Below are 17,485 nucleotides of genomic sequence, written 5' to 3'. Positions count from 1 at the left end.
TTAGGCCCGCATTGAACTTACACAGCCCTTTCTAGGACCAAGGGGGGTGGGTGAAGTTCACCGCCAAGGTGCAGCCGGGATTTGCGTTAGTAGATTGTGTCAACCCAAGTTTGTTGCGCTGCGGTAGCATCGGGTTCTTGAATTCTGTTTTTAGAAAAATGTGTATGAAAAACAAGCCTTTTGGCATTTTATGGGTGGCACTGGCAGCATTGATTTTGTCGGCTTGCGCCACTGTGTCGCCTTCGCCTGAACCTGCGCCTGAAGCGGTGCCGCAAGCACAGGTGCAAAACCCCGATGTGCCGAAAACCCGCGAACCCGTGGTGGCACTGGTGCTGGGCGGTGGTGGCGTAAAAGGATTTGCCCATGTGGGCATAATCAAGGTGCTTGAAAGCCACGGCATTAAACCCAGCATTGTGGTGGGCACCAGCGCTGGCAGCTTTGTGGGCGCCTTGTACGCCAGTGGCATGAATTCATACACCTTGCAAAGCGTGGCCCTGGGTATGCAAGAAGCCGACATTCGCGATTTAACCTTGAGTAGCCAAGGATTTCTAATTGGCGAAAAATTGCAGCAATATGTGAATGCGCAGGTGAAGAACAAGGCGATTCACCAGTTCCCGATTCGCTTTGCCGCTGTGGCCACCGACCTGGAAAGTGGCGAGAAAGTGGCTTTCAACTACGGCAATGCCGGGCAGGCGGTGCGGGCTTCATGCAGCATTCCCAACGTGTTTTTGCCCGCGCGAATTGGCAAACGCCAGTTTGTGGATGGTGGGCTGGTTAGCCCTGTGCCCGTATTAACAGCCCGTGAAATGGGTGCCGATGTGGTAATTGCTGTCGACATTTCGGCCAGACCACGCAGCGGCGCTGGCGCGTTGGGTTGGTGGGGGTTGCTGGACCAAAGCATCAACATACTAAGCCAACAAGCCATACGCGCTGAACTGGCCCATGCCGACGTGGTCATTCAGCCCAGCGTGCAGCACGCTGATGCGTTGAACCTGGACCAGCGCCATGAGTTTTTGCTGGAAGGCGAAAAGGTGGCGCAGCAGTTGGTGCCTAAAATTCGGGCAGCAATACAAGGCAGCCGAGAACGGCTGATGGCCAAGGCCGCACAAGCAAACCCTGGGGCACGTCTCTAAGTTTTCGCAGTACAATGCCTGGATGGCAACAGATAAAACAGGGCATGCAGGCATGGGTTCCGAGCAGCACAAACCCACAATATTGATAGTTGAAGACCACCCGATGATTTCAATCATGTTGGCTGACATGATTGAACAACTTCTCAACCACAGCGAAATCATTGTTGTCGACAATCTGGAAAAAGCCCGTGGGCTGAAGGCCATGCCCGAAGTGGTCATTGCCGACCTGGATCTTCCTGATTCCAAGGGGGTCGGCACCATCAACGCATTTTCTTTGATGTTTCCTGACTGCACAAAAATGATCTGCTCTGGCGTGCTTGACAAAAGCCTGGCCCGGGAAGCCGAGGCAGCGGGCTATTTCTATGTGAACAAAGCGTCTACCTACCCGGAATTGCTGCGCGCTTTGCAGGTGCTGTTGGTGCAAGCAGGTGTGCTCGACATTGCACCACGCAGCACGGAAAAAACCGCCAATGAATACCATTCCAATATTTATGCTCCAGGGTCAGACAAACCCCTAACCTGGAAGCAGGTTGAAATCATGCGCAAAACTGCCGAAGGCCTGTCGGCCAAGGAAGTGGCCCGGGAAATGGACATCAGCCCCGACACCGTGCGCGGGCATATCAAAGAAATTTTTCTGCGTTTGGGTGCCAAAAACAAAGGCCAGGCGGTGGAAATTTTCGTACGTGCCGAACGGCAGGCACGCCTGCTTGACTCTTGAATATGACCCGGCTGGAGGCCACACCATGCGTTTTTTCATTCGTCCTTTTCTGATTGCTTTAACCTTAATGTATGCAGGCACTGTTGCAGCCAACAATTTGTCGGGAATTACCAGCAAAGAAGCAGTGACCGCATTGCGCACCACGCTGGACAAGGGCGCCGATGCAGCGGTCGGTAGTTTGGGCAAAGCCGATGGGTTTTTGGGCAACCCGGCGGTGCGAATCAAGCTGCCGGATTACCTGGAAAACAGCAAAGGCATGCTGAAAATGATGGGCATGGGTTCGCAACTGGACCAAATGGAAGTCAGCATGAACCGCGCTGCGGAAGCCGCTGTGCCCCAGGCCAAAGCTGTGCTGAAAAAAACCATACAGAACATGACCGTTGAAGACGCCAAGCAAGTGCTGGGTGGTGGCGACACCGCAGTGACCGACTTTTTCCGCAGCAAATCTCAGTCGGATTTGTTTGCCCAGCTGCTGCCCATCGTGAAGGGCAAAACCGCCCAGGTGGGTCTTGCCCAACAATACAATGCGTTGGCAGAGAAAGGCAGCCGCTTCGGTTTGGTGAAAGCAGAAGACGCCAATCTTGAAAGTTATGTCACCAACAAAGCGCTTGATGCGTTGTTCTTGATGGTGGCCGAAGAAGAAAAAGCGATTCGGGCCAACCCAGTTGCGGCGGGTAGCGCCGTACTTAAAAAAGTTTTCGGGAGTATGAAGTGAAAAAAATGACACAACTGGCAGCGCTATCTGCCTTGGTTTTGTTGGCTTCTTGTTCAGAACACCATGAACATGGTGCAGATGCAGAGCATACACATGATGCACCAGCGGTAGTGGAGCAGGCTGCAGCCCCTTCTCAGGTTCAAGATGGAATCGCCGTTCAAAATGCCTGGGTACGCCCCACGGTGGGCGAACAAGATGCTACAGGGGCGTATTTGAACATTACCAGCCAAGACGACTTGACCCTGGTCGGTGTGGCCACGCCTGCTGCTGAAATTGCCGAAGTGCACGAAATGAAAATGGACGGCGACATCATGCGCATGCGCATGGCTGAACGCATTGAAATTAAGGCTGGTGAGCCGCTGGAACTGAAGCCCGGTGGTTACCATGTGATGCTGATGGCACTCACAGCGCCAGTTGCGGCGGGTGATGAAATCGAGCTAAGCCTGCAGTTTGAAAAAGCCGATGGCAGCAAAATTGAAATGCCCGTCAAGGCCGTGGCTGGGCAAAATGCGGGTGGTGACCACCACAGCCAGGGTGGCAGTGGCGATCACAAACACTAACTGGTTAGAACGCGAATTTGACACCCACCAGCACTGAACGGCCTGCCAGTGGCGTGTAGCCTCGAACAGTTTTCAGGGTGGTGGCTGAAAATGCCAGCTCATCGGTCAGGTTTTGCAGGTTGGCGAATACTTCGCCACCTGTTTGGCCCCATGTAAAAGCTTTGCCAACGCGCAAATTCACCAGTTCATAACCCTCTACCTCCACATCCCCAGCGCCGGCTTTGCTGCCGCTGACCCAAATCAGTTCTGGTGTAATGGTCCAGCCCAGTTGTGTGTAGGCGGCACTGGCCACCACGCGTTGCGGGCTGATGCGTGGCAGGTTGCCGCCACCATCGGTTCGTTTGCCGCGAACAAAATCGTATTGGATACTGGGCTGCAACTTGCCCGCGCCCATTGAGTAGGCGGTTTGATAACCCAATTCAATTCCTTGAAACTCAGCGGGCACGGCGGTGAAGTCGAACACGTCAATCAGTTCGCCGCCATCGTTGAATTGCGCGTTGGCACCTGTCCGACCAATCAGCGCGATGTAATTGCTGTATCGGCTGGCAAAGGCCGTGGCATTGAATTTGGATTCCCCCTGTGCCCAGGTGCTGGTCAACTCCAGGTGGCGGCCGCGTTCTTCCTGCAAATTCGGGTTGCCTTTTTCATAAGCATCTGTGGCCACATGAACGCCATCGGCATACAACTCAAAGCTGGACGGTGCGCGTTCAACCCGCGATACCGAACCACCCAGCGACCAGCCATTGCCGATTGGTGCCGTGTAACCGAATGAAACCGAGCTGGGACTGAATGCCCGATTAATGGCTGGGCCACCGGTAACACCAGCGCCTGCCACGGGGCCGTTTTGTGGTGACAAACCACTGCTGGCAGCGTTGACGTCGACCTGATCGCCACGAAGACCAAATTCAAACACACCACTGTGTTCATGCCCTCGGCTGGCGCGGAAAATCGTGAACACGCCAGTTTGGTCGGTGCTGGTGCTGGGCACGAAGGCCTCATCTCCCACAGCGGAAAAATCGGTGCGCTCAAACTGCACGCCTGTGCTGGTGTTGATGTTCAAGCCCGCGATAGAAAAAGGCTGCAGGGCCACTTCCACACGGCCATCTATGCCGTCGTTCACAAACAGCGTGGCCGGTGCGCCGTCTTCAAACTCCTGATGCTGGTAATCCGTTTTGGCCAGGCGGTATTTCACTTGCTTGAAGGCGGCGTTGTTAAAATTCTGCTCGCCCTCCAGTGCATAGCGCTCGCTTTCCATGCCGATGCGCACATCAAGCGATTTCGGCACGCCGTATTCATTGTTGTACCGCTCGGCGGACACACCAATGTAGCCGTTACCCGTTTGGAATGATGCACCGATGGCTGCACCATCTGATTTCGAGGACGAGTTTTGCACGCGGTTGCCGCTTACACCATCGGGGTCGGTGAAGGTGGGGGTTTCAAGGTCGCTGGTGGTGCGCTTGAAACCGTCCAGATGAATGCTGACGCCTTGCCCCAGACCGGCGTCCAGCTTGAAGCCGCCCGCTGTTTGGTCGGCGGCCCCGCCGCCCAGCAAATTCACTTCACCTTCAAAGCCTTGTACTGGCTTGCGGGCGATACGCTGGTCGACCAGATTCACCACGCCACCCACTGCGTTGCCACCGTAGGCCAGTGCGGCCGGGCCACGAAGAATTTCAACCTGGTGCAAGGCAAAGGGATCAACGGGCAAGGCGTGATCAAAACTGAGCGCAGACACATCGACCGTGGCGGCTGAATTGCGCAGAATCTTAATCCGGTCGGAATCTTGCCCGCGCACAATCGGTCGGCTGGCGTTTGGTCCAAAACCGGTGGCAGAAATGCCCGGCTGGTAGCGCAGGGCTTCGCCCACGGTGCTCGCGCCATTGGCGTTCAACTCATCGGCAGTCATGATGGAAAAAGGTTTGGTGATGGATTCCGGTTGTTCGGTCGTGCCAATAACCACCAACGATTCAAGAACTGGTTGCAAATCAGTTTCCTGTGCAAGCGCCTGTGTTTGGGCGATAAAAAGCAGACTGGCCAACGCTACGGCGTGGCGTTTGAAATGAAAAGTATTCATTGTTTTTCCTGAAATGCCGCGCGCCAACACACCGCCTAAAGTTGAAACAACAAGACGAAGGCGTGGCAACTTGGCCAAAACCAAGCGGCAATTAATTAAAAGAGGGTGTTGTTTGCTTCAGGAAAAGCCGGGGGGTCGCGCACCCGCACGCGTTGCGCGAACAGGGTGTTGCGTGGTGCTGCGCTTGCCGTGTGTTGTGTACCCAACAGGTTAAGCAAGGGCAAGGCGCAGCTGGTTGGTGGGTTCGAGACCGCCGCTTGTGCGGAGGCAAGTCCGTCAAACAGCAGGCAAGAATGCAGCGGGTCGTTGTGGGCTGTGTGCTCGTGACCATGGCTGTGAAGTGACTCGGCTTGAAGCTGTTCCCGATGCTCGATACTGTGGGCAAGCCCAACCCATTGCGCGGCCACAAGGGTCAGCGCAATCAGCATGTGTGTAAACCAGCGTGCGTGCAATCGAAAAACCAAAGGAGTTAACGGTGATGCAAGTAGTGTAGCAAGGCTGTCAAGCGGGTGAAAAATTCATCGGCCTGCTTTCTTTCGCATCTGCTCAAGGCGCTGGTCTTTCATGGTCCAGATGTCGCCAATCCACGATTTGAATCGACCTTTGAATTCAAGGTCACCCCGAAAATCGCCGGCAATCATGTCAGTGGGAATAGGCAAAATTTCCACATGCACCTGCATGTTCGGCTGCTTGCCGCACAGCCATGACCAAGTGGTGTTGCCCTTGCTGGGGCCATACGCAATGGTTACATTCACCATGCCTTCAAATTGCTCACCCATGGCATTCAGCGATGCAGAAAGGCCGCCGTATTTGGGGCCCAGCAGGTAGGTGTAGGGCGATTTGGTTTTGGCCTTCTTTACATTTGTGAATCGTGTGCCTTCCAGAAAATTGATTACCGTGACTGGGCTTTCTTTGTAAACCTGGCAAGCCTTGCGGGTGGTTTCAAGGTCTTGGCTGGCCAGCGCCGGGTTGCGGGCAATGGCACTGCGGCTGTGGCGTTTCATGAACGGAAAATCCATGGCCCAACACACCACGCCCACGATAGGCACCCAAATCAGTTCTTTCTTCAGGAAAAAGCGGCCAAACGGTGCGTGGCCGTGCAGCACATCGAACAACACCACTATGTCGGCCCATGCCGCGTGGTTGCTGATCACCAGGTAACTGCTTTTGGGTTTGAACTCACCCTGAAATTCCACATGTCCCTGCGCGCCATGCAACACCTTGTACGACAGTTTGTTGGAACCCACCCACCACGTGGCAATTTGCACACAGCAGTTCGACGCCACGCGCTGAACCCGGTATACGGGCACCAGGCGCAGCACAATAAACGGGAACATAATGATGAACCAGAACGTGATGCACAGGCTCATCAGGGCAACGGTGAGTACACCAATGACCGGGGCAGGTAAAATTTTAGACAAAGGCACTTGAAGATCCGGAGGGTAAAAGCTTTGCGGGCTTGTGGAATCAAAACAAGCCCGGATATTACCCCAGATTTCTTTAAACGCCCAACAAGCCAGTGACTACATCCAGGGGGAAAATGCCCTGCGGTGTAATGCGATTGGCGCCATCGGCCACTTCAAACGAAGCCGACAGCCTTTCAGATCCACCCCGTTCAAGAATGGTGCTGACCGCCCAATATTCGCAAGTGGTTTTGTCTTCGGCCACCCTTAATACGCTATAGCCGCGTTCAGTGACGTTCACGTGTTTGATGTGCGGGCTGGTAAGGCGAATGGCTTGAATGATCTGGTTGGGCAATTCAAGGCCGGGCGAGGTTACGGATGTAACCACGAATTCAGTGGCCACGCTGCCTTGGCCAGTCACTGGGTTGTAACCACCCACCAAATCGATGGGCTGGTTGGGGTTGTCCGTGATGTCGGCCACCCAGCTGGTGTGTACATCCCCAGTCAAAATCACCACATTGTTGATGGGTTCGCCACCATCGTCGCCGCGCAGGGCGTTGATAATGCGCTGACGTTCGGCACTGTAGCCGTCCCAAGAGTCACCATTCAAGCCGGAGGGGGCCAGAATTTCGCCCAGTTGCGCGGGTGCCGGGTTGTTTAAACCGGGTTTGATAATCCACTGGTGAAACACGACCTGGTTACCGATCAGTTTCCATTGGGCTTGCGAATTACGCATGCCGTTGATCAAAAAGTCGTATTGCTCTTCGCCAATCATGGTGCGATCTGGCTGGCTGGCAACGCCATCGACGGGATTCACTGGCGTTGCGGCTTCAACATCGCGGTCGAACAGACGAGTGTCGAGCATGAACATGTCGACCATGTCGCCAAACTGCACACGGCGGAAAATTTTGGCCTGATTGCCAGGTTCGGGCAGTCTGATCGGCATCCATTCATCGTAAGCACGCTGGGCAAAGCCCTTGCGCTCCTCCCACACGCCTTCGGCACCCTCAGTGTGATTTTCTGCGCCATCGCGATAGGAGTTGTTCGTGGATTCGTGGTCGTCCCAAATCGTGATGAACGGAAAACGCGTGTGCAGTTTTTGCAGGTCTTCATCGCGCTTGTACTGTGCGTGGCGGGTGCGGTAATCAGAAAGGGAGATGATTTCTGTTGCAGGTTCGTACTCACGCACATTGCCGTATTGCCCTGTGCCATATTCGTAAATGTAATCGCCCAGGTGAATAATCGCATCGATGTCGTCGCGCTCGGCCAATTTGGCATAGGCATTAAAAAAGCCGTGTGCCAGGCTTGAACAGCTCACCACTCCAAAATTCAAGGGGCGCTTGTTGCCAGCGGCGGGCGTAGTGCGTGTGCGGCCCACAGGGCTGGTTTTGCCATTGCTACGAAATTGATAGAAGTACACCTTGTCTTGCTGCAAACCGTCGCAGATAAGTTTCACAGTGAAGTCTTGTGCGGCAGTGGTTTGGAAGTTCATGGACTTCACAAACATAGTTAAGCCCTCGTCTTCGAATACATCCAGCCGGCCGCCCACTGTGCTGTCTGCGTTCTCAGGCGTAATTCGGGTCCACATCACCACGCTGTCAGAAGCCGGGTCGCCACTGGCCACGCTGTGCAAAAACTGAACGTTTTGGGTTGCCGTGTCTTCATTCGGATTAGCGCCAGGGCCGTTGCCCAGTCCTGGGTTGTTGTCACTGCCACAGCCATGCAGCAGGCTTAATCCGGTTACACCTGCAGTGCCAATACCCAGACCCTTCAGAAATGATCGGCGGGTAATGCCCGGGCGCTTTTGAATTCGGCTGCGTTTGCGGCGTGGACCTGACATGGGGTGTTCCTTGAATTGGGTTTGTACCCTAGGCGCCGGGCATCAATGCAAGAAGACAACGATGTGGCGGGCACCCGAGTTAACAGAGTTAACCTTTTATACCCGCCGAATTGAATTTTGGTTTTTGCAGCATTATTCAGTGTGACGCGTCACCAATTCGTCACATGCCTTGTCACACTGAAATACTGCTTTTATGTTTTGAAGTAAGACACAGCGCGCTGCAAGTCTTCCGACATGCTTTCGACCTGACGCGATTGCCCTTCAAGTTGCATACTGGCCATTTTCAGTTGTTCCGACAAGGAAGAAATGTCGCTGACCCGTTCCGAAATATCCTGGCTGGCAGCTTCTTGTTCCTTGGTGGAATTGGCCACGGCCAGAGCGTATTCGACAGATTGCTCAAAGTGCTGGACAATCTCCTGCAATCCACCCATTAGTTTGTTGGCGTACTGCATGTTTTCTGTCATGTGCTCGCCCACCTGTTCCACTGATTTGTTGGAACGCTCGGAATAAGTGCAAATTTCGCCAATCAAGGTGCGAATTTCATCGGTGGCTGTAGCGGTATTTTGTGCCAAGGTACGCACTTCATCGGCCACCACCGCGAAGCCGCGGCCCTGTTCGCCAGCACGCGCCGCTTCAATGGCCGCATTCAAAGCCAACAAGTTGGTTTGCTGCGCAATGCCTTGAATCACAGACACAATGCCGTTGATGCGGTCAGAACGCTCCACCAGGCCAGCAATTTCTTGCGTGGTGGTGTGCATTTGACCGGCCATGTCGTTCATTTTGCCTTGAAGGGCTTGCATCAGCTTCATGCCGTTTTTGGCGGTGTCTGCTGAAACTTTGGCTTGCACTTCGGTTTTGTGGGCATAGTCAGAAATTGATTTGGCGCTGGCGCTCATTTCTTCCACGCTCACTGCCGTGGCGTTTGAACTGTCCGCCTGTTTTTCGGCTGAAGTTGACAAGCCCGACGCCACATTCACCAATTCGCTGGACGCACTTTTGAACGTACTGCAAGCCTGTGAAACCTGATTGATGATTTCACGCAAACGAACTTGAAGCTGTTGCATGCCATCCATGAGTGAACCGCTTTCACATTTGAGCACAGCCTGCGTCAAATTACCTTGGGCCATTGTGGCCACCACGTCCAGTGCTTTGGCAGGTTCGCCGCCGATTTGTTTGCGAAGCGAGGTCGCCACCATACCCACGGTAATGCCACACAGCAAGACAATCAGCACGCACACAACGGCAATGGTGGTTACTGCGGTTTGAAACACCGCGTCGCCTTGTGCAACCGCCGCCTCCATGGTGCTTTTCACACTGGAATTTAATGCGTTCATGGCGTTGTCAATTTGTTGCTCCAGCGGATCGCCCTGGCTGAGCAGTATCAGGGTAGCTGCTTGAACTTCACCCAGTTCGGACTGTTCCACAACCCGCGAGTAAACCGCATGCAATGCGGTGTTGTCAGTATTAATGGATTCGATCAAACCGCGGGTTTCGCCTTCGGGTGCATTGGCCAGCATGCTTTGCCCGAGCAGGTCAATTTCCGCATCCAGAGCCAACATCCGCGATTTGGCCAGGTCGAAGCGGTTCTGTTCGTCGGCAAGAATAACATTGCGTGCCTCACGCGCCAGCAAAGCAGATTTACTGCCCAGATTGGACACCTCGGTCAGCAAATTCACCTGCTTTTCCGTGTTTTGTTGATTGAACTGGTTCAAGGTGTGGATTTCATAGACCGCAAACACGCTCAATGCGAGCAAGGCGGCGATGGGTATGCCCATGACCACACCCAGCCGCATGTTCAGGCTGGTGTTGATCACTTTGTTCATGATTGTGGATGGCATGGTTTTGACCTGCTTGGTTGAACTTACTTAAGGGCTTGAATGTTGACACCAATTGTCAGTGTGCCGATGGCCTTGCCACCGTCCATCACAGGAACAGAAACCTGCGACACCACCGCACCCGAGCTTTCGTCTTTCTTGGCACGGGCCACGTAGTCAGCGCCTTTGCCTTCGGCGTAGGCGTTCACGAATTTGGGTTCGTCGCCTTGCCAGTAGTCGGAAGTCATGCTGCTGATGGCCACATTGGCTCCCTGGTTGTCAGTCAAGATGCTCTCGACAAAATAGGGCTTGGCTTTTTCAGCGGTTAGCAACAATTTAGACACTGGGGTTGCCATCATTGTTTTGCCTTCGGGCAAGCCGCCGGCTGCAGCAATCCATTTGTTGTCCAGGGCTTTGATTGCATCCATGGAAAGGCCTTGCGAATTTTGCGCTTTCACGGCGGCAATCACTTCAGGTTTTGCCGCAATGGCTTTGATTTCGGGCAACACATCGTTCGCGCTGGCGGCGAAAACTATGCTTCCTGTTGTCAACAAAAGGCTGGCCAAACCGGCTTTGGCAAAAGACTGGAATTGATTCATTGGGTGTGCTCCATTTTGACTAAGCGCAGGTCTTAATCTGTAGTTGGTTTGAACATGTCCACCGTCAAGGGGATTCCAATAGATTAAGGATTTGATTTGCAAAGCAATTCAAGGATTAACCACAGAATTCGCCCTTACTAAATATGCTTGCTACAAATGAATGAATTGCTAGGGTAAACCCTTGCATCTGTGCTTGAGTTGATCGAACAGTTGCGCCAAACGTGCGTTGGCGCTATGTTTGGTGGGGTACCGCACATAGCGCTCACAAAAAAGGGGAAAACATGAAGAAAATGATGCTTGCTGCTTCTGCAGTTGTGGTTTTGGCGGGTTGTGCTGCGGGTGGCATGTTCGGCCCAGCGCCGAAAGACGGTGAACTGGCCCAGCCAACCGATTACAAATCCTGGCCCGTATTCCTGGCCGGAATTGAGAAGCCAACCGGACACATCCGCGACATCTACATCAACCCAACTGGTGCGGCTGCCAAGAAAGGCGATGCCTTCCCCAACGGCACCGTGAGCGTGATGGAAATCTACAAAGCCACCAAAACTGGCGACAAGATGACCAAAGCGGGTCTTGAAAAAGTTTTTGTGATGTACAAAGGCAGCGACTGGGGCAGCACAGCGCCAGAAGGCATGAAGACTGGCGACTGGGTTTACGCGTCCTTCGAGCCGAATGGCCAGCCTTCCAAAGTCGACTATGCCACTTGCCGTGGTTGCCACTTGCCTTTGGCTGACAAAGACTACATTTTCCACTATGACAAGTATTTTGACACCCGCAAGAGCGCCCAGATTCTGGACGACCATGCAGGCAAAATAGCCATGTCTGTGGAAGAAGCGCATTTGGCCGCATTGGTCAGCAAATAAGCAAATCCAGAGCAATTTGCTGGATAGAAAAGCCACCTGATGTCAGGTGGCTTTTTTTTATGGTCCGTTGCTGGCGCTATCATGGTGCGCACCACACCCCTGTTCCGGAGTCACTATGCGTTACTTCCTTTCTGCCTTGTTTGCTGTTTTGCTGTTGGCAATTGGCGGGTTGGTGTACTTGCTGAAATCACACCCCGTCATTCAGCCAATCGACGGTGCCGATGGCAATCCACAATCGTCAATACGCCTGTTGTTCCTGGGTACTTCGTCGATGGCCTGGACCGACGACACCAGTACCTGGCTGATCGATGGATTTTTCTCACGCCCAGCCATTGAAAAGGTCATTTTCACGCGTTTGAACGTCGACAAACCCCGTGTGGACGAAGTGATCACCGAAGTATTCCGGCGCTTGAACATGCCCGAGGTTCTAAGTGGCATCGTGGTGGCGCATTCGCATTACGACCATTCAATGGATGCGCCTTATTTGGCCATGCAGTATGGTGGCCGCTTGGTGGGCTCGGAATCGACTTGGCAAATTGCCAAGGGCCAGGATTTGCCTGCCTTGCAGATGGACCTGCAAGCCGAGCAGGGGCAGGTCAGTTTTGGCAACTTTGACATCCGTTTGCAAGAATCTGCTCATGCCCCCACCGGTTTCACCGGCGGCTTCAATAACAAGCCAGTCTTCCTGCCTGCCCACGCCTTGCAGTTCAAAGAAGGAGTCAGCTATTCGTTTTTGGTGTCGCACCCATCAATGGGTTCTGCACCTTTTGCGCTGATTCAACCCAGTGCGGGTTTTATTCCGGGTCAAAACAAAGACGTTCGCGTGAACACGGTGCTGCTGGGCATGGGCGGTTTGGGCAAACTAAGTGATGAATACATCGCCGAGTACTGGCAGGAAATGGTGCTGAACACGCAGGCAAAAACCGTGTACCTGATTCACTGGGACGATTTCACCTTGCCCTTGATTCAAGAAGGTAAAATCAAGCCGCTTAAATCAATGCCAACAGCACTCGATGACTTTCCAAGATCCCTTGAATTGTTAAAGATGTTTTCGAAACGTGATGAAGTAACGCTACACATATTGAATGCGTGGGAAATGGTTTACTTTTAATTTCACCGTGCGAATCAAGCACGCACAAGCCATACATTTGTCGTACCTCAACCATGCCCAAACGCAACAACCTGCAGTCCGGAAGTTTAAGCAAGTCGTTTGCAGACCTGGTCCACAACGAGGTCACCGCTTGGCTTGTGTTGGCACTTTCCCTAATTATCACTGCGCTGGGTTGGTGGCTGTCCAGCCAGGCCATCGAGAAACGCGCGAATGATCGTTTTTCATTTGAAGTGCGCGATGCGCAAGAACGCATTCAAACCCGAATCAAGCAGTACCAGCAAATTTTGCGAGGAGGTGTCGCCTTCTTTGACGCGCACCCTCAAGTGTCTCGTGAACAATGGCGCGTGTATGTCTCGTCGCTAAATCTTCCACAAGAGCTTCCGGGTGTGCAGGGGTTTGCATTCGCTGAAAAGGTAAGGCCAGAAAACTTGCTTGCCCATGAATCCGCGATTCGCAAAGAAGGTTTTAATGCTTATTCGGTTACGCCCCAAGGCCCCCGAGAACTTTATTTTCCAATTGCCCTGATTGAGCCTTTCGATACGCGCAACCAGCGCGCGTTTGGTTTTGACATGTATTCCGAGCCGGTTCGTCGTGAAGCCATGATTCGATCCATGGACACTGGTCTTGCCACAGTGTCTGGCTTGGTGAGGTTGAAACAGGAAGATGAGCTCAATCCCAAACCTGGTTTCTTAATGTATCAACCAGTGTACGCAAATGGTGTGGACCCTGGCAATGTGGAGGCTCGTCGGCAGGCCATTCGTGGTTTTGTGTACAGCCCTTTTCGCGCCCCTGACATGATGCGCAACGTGCTGGGCCTGGAGAAAATCGCTTTGCATTTTCAACTATTCGACTCACCCAGCTTGAACCCGGAATCATTAATTTACGATTCAGAACCCAAACTGGAAGACGCTGATTTACCAGACAGCCGACCACACCGTCACTCTGCTGTTGTGCCAGTTGAATTGTCTGGGCGAACCTGGACCGCCGTGTTTGAAAGCGCACCGGAATTTGACAAGGAAGTGCACAGTCAATTGCCCAATTTGATTTTGATTGCAGGCGGACTTATTGATTTGCTGCTGTTTTTGACCCTTGTGTCGCTGGTTAGGCAGCGCAAAGAGCAAAGCGCCACCCGAGCAAAAAGCTTGTTTTTGGCCAGCATGAGCCATGAAATACGCACCCCGCTGAACGCCATTATTGGTTTGAACACCCTGCTGAAAGATCAGGTCAAAGACCCTGAAGCAGCCTTGAATGTTCAGCAAGTGCATGATGCATCCCAGCGTTTGCTGGCCACACTCGATGATGTACTCAGTTTTTCGCAGATTGAATCGGGTTCTCTAACCCCCGAAGCGATTGAATTCAATCTGCATGAACAGATCAACAAAACACTGCGTCAATTCACCTTGCGGGCGCAACAAAAAGGGTTGGACATTCAGCTGGAACTGGATGCGCTGACACCCAAAACAGTGCGTGGGGACCCTAACCGCTACACACAGGTTCTCGACAATTTGTTGAGCAATGCCATCAAATTTTCTGAACAAGGTCTGGTTTTGATACATGTTCAAGCGGATCAAATTGATGAGCACCAGGTTATTTTGCGCACTGAGGTACACGATCAAGGCATCGGTTTTGACATGCTTGAATTTCACCGCCTGGTCGAACCGTTTGAGCAAGCTGACAACACAACCACCCGGCGCTTTGGTGGTACAGGCCTGGGCTTGGCCATTTCAAAACGACTTGTGGAGTTGATGGGGGGCAAACTTTCCGCCCAATCAAGACCGGGCCTAGGAAGCACCTTCACTTTTACGGTACAAGTTCAGGCGGTGTATGCCGAAAGTTTGCAAGTTCCACCACAGGCCGGCATTGACAAAGCAACCTTGTTTGGTAAAAAAATCCTGGTGGTTGAAGACAACCGACTGAACCAGCATGTCATTAAGGCCTTGCTAGAACGGATGCAGGCAGAAGTGGTGTTGGCAGAGAATGGCCAACAAGCTGTCGACGCAGTGATTGCCGACCCCACCATCAGCCTGGTGCTGATGGACATTCACATGCCAGTGATGAACGGCATTGACGCCACCCGCTTGATTCGGCAACTGCCCGGGGCTTCGCGGCGACTACCTATTGTTGCCTTGACTGCATGTGCCTTGCGGGAAGATGAGTTAATTTGTCGGGCTGCTGGCATGAATGAATTCCTGACCAAGCCGGTCGACGTGCCCTTGTTGCACAGTGTGCTGGTTCAGCTACTGTTGGCCCCGCGCTGAGAACGCGAACATGCCCACCAGCATGGAAGCCGCGAACACCAGTCCATCTGTCATTCCGCTGGCTGCCGCCACCACCGCAGGCCCAGGACAAAATCCGCCTATTCCCCACCCTGCACCGAACATCACCGCGCCCAGCAACAGTTTTCGATCGATTTCCGTGCCGGTGGGTAAATTCATCGGCATGCCCAACAGGCTGTGTTTCAAGCGTTTGGCCACCAGGAAGCCGGGCAAGCCGATCGCAATGGCGCCCCCCATCACAAACATCAAAGAAGGGTCCCAGGGCACTGACAGGTCAAGAAAGCCAATTACCTTGGCCGGGTTCGCCATGCCGGAAACGAGCAGTCCGAATCCGAAAATCAGGCCAGTGACAGCGCTCACAATGGCAAACAATGTGTTGTTCTTCATACCGGGTGTCCAGTTAAATTGCGTGCATCAACACGGAGGCCACCACAAAACCCGCGACCATAAAAACAGCAGTGGCCACTACGGACCGGGGCGACAAGCGGGAAAGTCCGCACACGCCATGCCCACTGGTGCAGCCCGAGCCCAAGCGCGTGCCGTAGCCCACCAGCAAACCAGCCAAGATCAACGCCCCGGTGCTGCGCGGGCTTTCAAATTCAAAAGGGCCCAACAGTGCGATGTATAGCCACGGTGCTGCCACCATGCCCAGCACAAAGGTGATTCGCCACAGGGTTTCATCGGTTTGGGGTTTTAGCAAACCGCCCAGAATTCCGCTGATGCCTGCAACCCGGCCATTGAATAAAATCAGCATGACTGCGGACACACCAATCAGCGCACCGCCCAACAAGGCTGGATAAGGGGTAAAGGCGTCCCAGTTAACAGTGATCATAAAATACCCCAAATGTATATGATTATTGACTCATATTAGCATGGTCCGAATTCAGTCGCCAATCTGGGCCTGCGTTACAATGTTCGGTCCGCTTTACACAACCAAGCCTTATGTTTTGTCCAGAAACCGTTCATGCCGTGCGCTCGGCTTGGTTAAAAAGCCAAGGGGTGTTCACTGCACTCGATCCGGATTTTGGACAAGGTGAACAATTCGAAGCCCTGTGCAAAATTGCGCAAACCGACGGGCATGCGCCAGCCTCGCAACTGCGCTATTTGGGTTTGCTGGAAGAATCAGCCAGCCACGCCCCCGGCCTTCACTACCTAAGCCTGCCTGAAATCAACATTGAATTGCACCTGTGGGTTGGCCCTGCGAAAGCGGGTCTTCAGGAATTTAACGGGCAGTTTGATGCGGTGCTGCATCCGGATGCGCAACGCCTGTACAGCCGCCGTATCAAAGTGCAGGCGCTCAAGCCAATTCAACCGGCAAGTGTTGCCGTGGTGGGCGCTGGCATTGCAGGCAGCAGCGTGGCCTGGGCACTTTGTAAGAAGGGTGTGAAGGTGCACCTGTACGACAGCGCCAGCGAGCCCGCTGCGGGTGCTTCTGGCAACTGTGTGGGTGCCTTTCACCCACACATTACCCGGGGCGATTCACCATTGTCCAAACTCAGCCGCCTGGGGTTTCAACACACCGTGCAGGCCTTGAAAGAACTAAGTGCTTTGGGTTTGTTGGCAGAAGGTGAAGACTGGGCCACGCCCGGGCACTTGCAAACCGTGCCACACGATGAAGCCGAGCGCACCCAGGAAACCCTGGCCATGCTGAATTTTCCTGAAACGCTGGTGCGTTGGGCACAGCCCAATGAATTGCTGCCCACGCCGCTGGGCGGACTTTACTTTCCGCAAGGTGGCTGGGTAAAACCGGCACATTGGGTGCGCGCCAATTTGAAGGCATGCGGCGAACTGTTGACCACCCACTTCAACAGCAAAGTGACCAATTTGCAGGCACTGCGCGAACAACACAGTGCGGTGGTGGTGTGCTGCGCCGAGGGGTCTATTGACCTGGCCCCAATCGAAGGTGCAAAGGTAAGCAGTGTGAAAGGGCAAATCAGCAAGTTGCGCAGTGTGGCGCAACCGGGCGTGGTGTTGTCGGGTGAAAGTTATGCCATTGCCCCTCAGGGTACCGACTGGATGGTGCTGGGTGCCACTTATGAACGACCTGTGGTGGATTTAACTCCTAGTACCCAAGCTGATGCCGAAAACATGGCGCGCTTCAGCGCTGCATTTCCAGGTTGGCCATTGGGTGAACTGATTGACCACCGCTGCGCTGTGCGCTCGGTGTGGCACGATCGCCTTCCTGCCATTGGCCCAGTGCCCAACAAGCCCGGGGTGTACATGAGCACAGGCTTTGCATCACGCGGCCTGCTATGGGCAGCGCTGGGCGGCTGGCAGGTGGCGAATTACTGCACGGGCCACGCATTTGAATCGAAGTTGCTTGGAAAAATTACACCCCGGGCAGCCAGGGCGTAATTTGAGTAGGCGCAATACCAATCAAGT

At 53.6% G+C, this 17,485-nt stretch carries 16 protein-coding genes; 8 read left to right on the top strand and 8 right to left on the bottom strand.

Translation table 11 applies throughout. From position 1 onward, the window contains the following. Positions 1 to 164: 164 nt before the first annotated feature. From NSP04_RS11870 to NSP04_RS11855, 4 genes are read left to right on the top strand one after another with little or no spacing between them, the layout of a single operon-like run. Complete coding sequence (locus NSP04_RS11870) at positions 165 to 1,133, top strand: patatin-like phospholipase family protein (RefSeq protein ID WP_257512565.1); 969 nt, start codon at positions 165 to 167, stop codon at positions 1,131 to 1,133. Between the two features lie 22 nt (positions 1,134 to 1,155). After that, positions 1,156 to 1,851 (top strand): response regulator transcription factor, encoded by a 696-nt coding sequence (locus NSP04_RS11865; protein WP_257512564.1) that lies wholly within the window; start codon positions 1,156 to 1,158, stop codon positions 1,849 to 1,851. 25 nt (positions 1,852 to 1,876) lie between these two features. Then, entirely contained in the window at positions 1,877 to 2,566 is a 690-nt protein-coding gene (locus tag NSP04_RS11860) for a DUF4197 domain-containing protein (protein ID WP_257512563.1), read from the top strand. Positions 2,567 to 2,571: 5 nt separating this feature from the next. Beyond that, complete coding sequence (locus NSP04_RS11855; RefSeq protein ID WP_257512704.1) at positions 2,572 to 3,126, top strand: copper chaperone PCu(A)C; 555 nt, start codon at positions 2,572 to 2,574, stop codon at positions 3,124 to 3,126. Between the two features lie 4 nt (positions 3,127 to 3,130). Here the strand turns inward: NSP04_RS11855 and NSP04_RS11850 are convergent, their stop codons facing one another. The 6 genes from NSP04_RS11850 to NSP04_RS11825 form a co-directional block, all read right to left on the bottom strand. Continuing rightward, complete coding sequence (locus NSP04_RS11850) at positions 3,131 to 5,197, bottom strand: TonB-dependent receptor (protein WP_257512562.1); 2,067 nt, start codon at positions 5,195 to 5,197, stop codon at positions 3,131 to 3,133. 95 nt (positions 5,198 to 5,292) lie between these two features. Continuing rightward, entirely contained in the window at positions 5,293 to 5,625 is a 333-nt protein-coding gene (locus NSP04_RS11845; protein ID WP_257512561.1) for a hypothetical protein, read from the bottom strand. A 90-nt stretch (positions 5,626 to 5,715) separates the two neighbouring features. Further along, on the bottom strand, positions 5,716 to 6,624 hold the full coding sequence (gene yihG / locus NSP04_RS11840; RefSeq protein ID WP_257512560.1) for a 1-acylglycerol-3-phosphate O-acyltransferase, YihG family: 909 nt from the start codon (positions 6,622 to 6,624) through the stop codon (positions 5,716 to 5,718). Between the two features lie 73 nt (positions 6,625 to 6,697). Further along, the gene (locus NSP04_RS11835) at positions 6,698 to 8,440 is read right to left on the bottom strand and encodes an alkaline phosphatase D family protein (protein ID WP_257512559.1); all 1,743 of its coding nucleotides are present in this window, start codon (positions 8,438 to 8,440) and stop codon (positions 6,698 to 6,700) included. A gap of 191 nt (positions 8,441 to 8,631) precedes the next feature. Further along, positions 8,632 to 10,278 (bottom strand): methyl-accepting chemotaxis protein, encoded by a 1,647-nt coding sequence (locus tag NSP04_RS11830; RefSeq protein ID WP_257512558.1) that lies wholly within the window; start codon positions 10,276 to 10,278, stop codon positions 8,632 to 8,634. Between the two features lie 23 nt (positions 10,279 to 10,301). Then, the gene (locus tag NSP04_RS11825; protein ID WP_257512557.1) at positions 10,302 to 10,853 is read right to left on the bottom strand and encodes a hypothetical protein; all 552 of its coding nucleotides are present in this window, start codon (positions 10,851 to 10,853) and stop codon (positions 10,302 to 10,304) included. A gap of 281 nt (positions 10,854 to 11,134) precedes the next feature. On the opposite strand from NSP04_RS11825, the gene NSP04_RS11820 reads away from it, so the two are divergent. From NSP04_RS11820 to NSP04_RS11810, 3 genes are all read left to right on the top strand, one after another. Beyond that, positions 11,135 to 11,716 (top strand): cytochrome P460 family protein, encoded by a 582-nt coding sequence (locus tag NSP04_RS11820; protein ID WP_257512556.1) that lies wholly within the window; start codon positions 11,135 to 11,137, stop codon positions 11,714 to 11,716. Between the two features lie 115 nt (positions 11,717 to 11,831). Next, positions 11,832 to 12,827: an MBL fold metallo-hydrolase gene (locus tag NSP04_RS11815; protein WP_257512555.1), complete on the top strand. Its 996-nt coding sequence runs from the start codon at positions 11,832 to 11,834 to the stop codon at positions 12,825 to 12,827. A gap of 53 nt (positions 12,828 to 12,880) precedes the next feature. Beyond that, positions 12,881 to 15,085 carry a CHASE domain-containing protein gene (locus NSP04_RS11810; RefSeq protein WP_257512554.1) on the top strand — a complete coding sequence of 735 codons (2,205 nt, stop codon included), beginning with the start codon at positions 12,881 to 12,883 and terminating at the stop codon, positions 15,083 to 15,085. Here NSP04_RS11810 and NSP04_RS11805 read toward each other — a convergent pair. Further along, positions 15,065 to 15,490, bottom strand: a complete 426-nt coding sequence (locus NSP04_RS11805; RefSeq protein ID WP_257512553.1) for a YeeE/YedE family protein — start codon at positions 15,488 to 15,490, stop codon at positions 15,065 to 15,067. The two genes, NSP04_RS11810 and NSP04_RS11805, sit on opposite strands and share 21 nt — an antisense overlap. A 13-nt stretch (positions 15,491 to 15,503) precedes the next feature. After that, complete coding sequence (locus tag NSP04_RS11800) at positions 15,504 to 15,932, bottom strand: YeeE/YedE family protein (RefSeq protein WP_257512703.1); 429 nt, start codon at positions 15,930 to 15,932, stop codon at positions 15,504 to 15,506. A gap of 113 nt (positions 15,933 to 16,045) precedes the next feature. Between NSP04_RS11800 and mnmC1 the strand changes: the two genes are divergently transcribed. Continuing rightward, a complete protein-coding gene (mnmC1, locus tag NSP04_RS11795; protein WP_257512552.1) occupies positions 16,046 to 17,458 on the top strand; it encodes an FAD-dependent 5-carboxymethylaminomethyl-2-thiouridine(34) oxidoreductase MnmC1 in 1,413 nt (470 codons plus the stop codon). The last annotated feature ends 27 nt before the right edge of the window (positions 17,459 to 17,485 follow it).

The organism is Limnobacter parvus (assembly GCF_024623725.1).
GTDB classification, from domain to species: domain Bacteria; phylum Pseudomonadota; class Gammaproteobacteria; order Burkholderiales; family Burkholderiaceae_B; genus Limnobacter; species Limnobacter parvus.
This window is presented reverse-complemented; position numbering and strand designations above follow the sequence as displayed.

Excerpts from the sequence above, each read along its gene's own strand:
- NSP04_RS11855 (WP_257512704.1), top strand. The coding sequence starts at position 2,572 with ATGACACAACTGGCAGCGCTATCTGCCTTGGTTTTGTTGGCTTCTTGT.
- NSP04_RS11825 (WP_257512557.1), bottom strand. The coding sequence starts at position 10,853 with ATGAATCAATTCCAGTCTTTTGCCAAAGCCGGTTTGGCCAGCCTTTTG.
- NSP04_RS11810 (WP_257512554.1), top strand. The coding sequence starts at position 12,881 with ATGCCCAAACGCAACAACCTGCAGTCCGGAAGTTTAAGCAAGTCGTTT.
- NSP04_RS11860 (WP_257512563.1), top strand. The coding sequence starts at position 1,877 with ATGCGTTTTTTCATTCGTCCTTTTCTGATTGCTTTAACCTTAATGTAT.
- NSP04_RS11815 (WP_257512555.1), top strand. The coding sequence starts at position 11,832 with ATGCGTTACTTCCTTTCTGCCTTGTTTGCTGTTTTGCTGTTGGCAATT.
- NSP04_RS11865 (WP_257512564.1), top strand. The coding sequence starts at position 1,156 with ATGGCAACAGATAAAACAGGGCATGCAGGCATGGGTTCCGAGCAGCAC.
- NSP04_RS11820 (WP_257512556.1), top strand. The coding sequence starts at position 11,135 with ATGAAGAAAATGATGCTTGCTGCTTCTGCAGTTGTGGTTTTGGCGGGT.
- mnmC1 (WP_257512552.1), top strand. The coding sequence starts at position 16,046 with ATGTTTTGTCCAGAAACCGTTCATGCCGTGCGCTCGGCTTGGTTAAAA.
- NSP04_RS11805 (WP_257512553.1), bottom strand. The coding sequence starts at position 15,490 with ATGAAGAACAACACATTGTTTGCCATTGTGAGCGCTGTCACTGGCCTG.
- NSP04_RS11845 (WP_257512561.1), bottom strand. The coding sequence starts at position 5,625 with ATGCTGATTGCGCTGACCCTTGTGGCCGCGCAATGGGTTGGGCTTGCC.
- NSP04_RS11835 (WP_257512559.1), bottom strand. The coding sequence starts at position 8,440 with ATGTCAGGTCCACGCCGCAAACGCAGCCGAATTCAAAAGCGCCCGGGC.
- NSP04_RS11830 (WP_257512558.1), bottom strand. The coding sequence starts at position 10,278 with ATGCCATCCACAATCATGAACAAAGTGATCAACACCAGCCTGAACATG.
- NSP04_RS11850 (WP_257512562.1), bottom strand. The coding sequence starts at position 5,197 with ATGAATACTTTTCATTTCAAACGCCACGCCGTAGCGTTGGCCAGTCTG.
- NSP04_RS11870 (WP_257512565.1), top strand. The coding sequence starts at position 165 with ATGAAAAACAAGCCTTTTGGCATTTTATGGGTGGCACTGGCAGCATTG.